This window comes from Nocardioides sp., assembly GCF_024509035.1.
Classification (GTDB): domain Bacteria; phylum Actinomycetota; class Actinomycetes; order Propionibacteriales; family Nocardioidaceae; genus Nocardioides.
Window position 1 is genome coordinate 5405 of record NZ_JANINT010000081.1, and the last position, 2215, is coordinate 7619.

The 2215-nt window shown below is 71.2% G+C and carries 2 protein-coding genes, 2 pseudogenes and 1 riboswitch; of the genes and pseudogenes, 1 reads left to right on the forward strand and 3 read right to left on the reverse strand.

Going from position 1 to position 2215, the window contains the following annotated elements; all coding sequences use genetic code 11:
* Together Q0L15_RS06785 and Q0L15_RS06790 are read right to left on the reverse strand one after the other, a co-directional pair.
* Nucleotides 1-144 (reverse strand): annotated as a pseudogene (locus tag Q0L15_RS06785) (magnesium chelatase ATPase subunit I); the annotation flags it as partial.
* A 31-nt stretch (nucleotides 145-175) separates the two neighbouring features.
* Nucleotides 176-376, reverse strand: a complete 201-nt coding sequence (locus Q0L15_RS06790) for a hypothetical protein (protein ID WP_296603156.1) — start codon at nucleotides 374-376, stop codon at nucleotides 176-178.
* 23 nt (nucleotides 377-399) lie between these two features.
* A riboswitch (cobalamin riboswitch) is annotated at nucleotides 400-543 on the reverse strand.
* A 91-nt stretch (nucleotides 544-634) separates the two neighbouring features.
* Here Q0L15_RS06790 and cbiE point away from each other — a divergent pair.
* On the forward strand, nucleotides 635-1828 hold the full coding sequence (cbiE, locus tag Q0L15_RS06795) for a precorrin-6y C5,15-methyltransferase (decarboxylating) subunit CbiE (protein WP_296603161.1): 1194 nt from the start codon (nucleotides 635-637) through the stop codon (nucleotides 1826-1828).
* A gap of 33 nt (nucleotides 1829-1861) precedes the next feature.
* Here cbiE and Q0L15_RS06800 read toward each other — a convergent pair.
* Nucleotides 1862-2215 (reverse strand): annotated as a pseudogene (locus Q0L15_RS06800) (precorrin-4 C(11)-methyltransferase); the annotation flags it as partial.

Here is a 2215-nt window from a genome sequence, read left to right on the forward strand (position 1 = left end):
GTACAGGACGCCGCGGTGGGCGCGAGCCAGGAGCCCGGGCTCGAACTCGACGGCGCCGGCAGTGAGCGCCTTCTCGAGGTTGAGCGAGCCGAGCACCCGGTCCTCCGTGGCGCCGACCGGCAGCTCCACCAGACGGACCGGACGGCTCACGACCGCACCGGGGCTGGCGAGGAGGTCAGGCGAGGTCGCCGACGGGTCGTGCGGGTCGGCGGAGAACCGGTCGCCGTCGCGGACGTCGATCCAGGACGAGGACGCCGCCGATCTCGGGACTGATCGAGGTCAGCACGAGGGCGAGGCCCATGTCGTCGAGACCGGAGGCGGTCGTGGGGTCGTACTCGCAGCCGACGACGGCAGAAAATGGGTACTTCAGTGGCACGTTGAGGCTCCCGCTCGTAGGCCATGGATTGGCTCACGCGAGGCCGGTCTTCGGACTTGCCGAGTCACTCCTGACGGAGTGCTCGACTCACCGCAGCGGGCCTGTGCCGGACTCTCACCGGCTTCCCAGATTCTCCCCGTTGCTCGTCCCCACCGTTTCCGATGGTTGGGGCGCGGGGGCACCTCACGTGTTGGGCTGACGATAGCCTCCCGACTCGTGGATGACGTGACGGCCCCTCCCCGTGGACACCTCGTGACCGTGGTCGGAGTCGGGGCCGACGGGTCGCTCCAGCCGGCTGCCGAGACTCTCCTTCGGGAGGCGGACGTGGTCCTCGGCGGCCGACGCCATCTTGAGCTCGTGGCTCCCGTGGCAGGTCAGGAACGGCGTCCATGGCCCGCTCCCCTGGGCCCTGCGCTGCCCGCCCTGATGGCGGAGCTGCGCGGACGCCAGGTGGTCGCGCTGGCCTCCGGCGACCCGATGCTCTCGGGCATCGGGACGACGCTGGTACGCACTCTTGGCGCCGAGGCCGTCCACGTCCTCCCTTCGATCTCCTCCGTGGCCCTGGCACGCGCACGTATGCGCTGGTCAGCCGAGGAGTCAGTCGTCGTGACGCTGGTCGGACGACACGAGGCACGGGTGCTGCGCGAGGTCGCTCCGGGGCGACGGATCCTGGTCCTGACGTCCGGGTCGCACTCAGCTTCGATCGTGGGCCGGCTGCTGACCGAGACGGGCCATCCTGACGCTGTCATCACCCTGCTCGGGAACCTCGGGACCGACACCGAGTCGCGGTCCACGAAGACCGCCCAGGAGTGGGCTGCGACGGCCGCCGACACCGTCCCGCCGCTGCATGTCCTGGCGATCGAGATCCCCGCGGGCGCCTCGGCGTGGCGCTCGTCGTGGGTGGCCGGCTTGCCCGACGAAGCTTTCGAGAACGACGGGCAGCTCACCAAGCGCGACCTTCGGGCCTCGGCCCTGGCCCGTCTCTCCCCCGCGCCCGGTCAGCACCTGTGGGACGTCGGCGCAGGTGCCGGCTCGATCGGCATCGAGTGGATGCGCGCCCACCCCACCTGCCGCACGACCGCGGTGGAGGCAGATCCCGTGCGCGCCGCCCGAGTGGCACGCAACGCGACGCGGCTCGGCGTGCCCGACCTCCGTGTGGTGGAGGGTCGCGCCCCTGACGCGCTCGCAGGTCTCGAGCCTCCGCACGCGATCTTCATCGGCGGCGGAGCCACGCACCCCGGCGTCCTCGACGCGTGCCTGGCTGCGCTGCGTCCGGGCGGACGCCTCGTCTTGCACGGTGTGACGCTCGAGACGGAGTCGCTCCTCGCCGAGGCCTACCGGACGCACGGCGGCGAGCTCACCCGCCTCGCCGTCGAGACGACGCACCCAGTCGGCACGTTCACCGGCTGGACGCCCCTGCGGACCGTGACGCAGTGGAGCCTGCGCCTCTGAACCCGTAGGGAGGCGTCACGCAACGACCATGTTCTACGAGGGTCGCTTCGTCAGCCTGTCCCGCTCGCGGCTGTACAGGTACGACTCCCCTCCTGCGCGGGCAGGCGCCTCAGCCAGCGCGTGTCCGATGAGGATGACAGCCGCCTGACGCAGCCCGGCCGCCTCTACCTGATTGGCGATGGCGTCGACGGTTCCGCGCAGCACCAGCTCCTCCGGCTGGCTGGCCCGGTACACGATCACTACCGGGCAGTCTCCCCCGACGACCGGTTCGAGCTCGGCCATCAGCGCCCGGGTCCGGGTGATCGCCAGGTGCAGCACCAGGGTTGCACCGGTGGCGGCGAACTGGGCCAGCGACTCCCCATCTCCCATTGGGGTGGACCTTGCCTG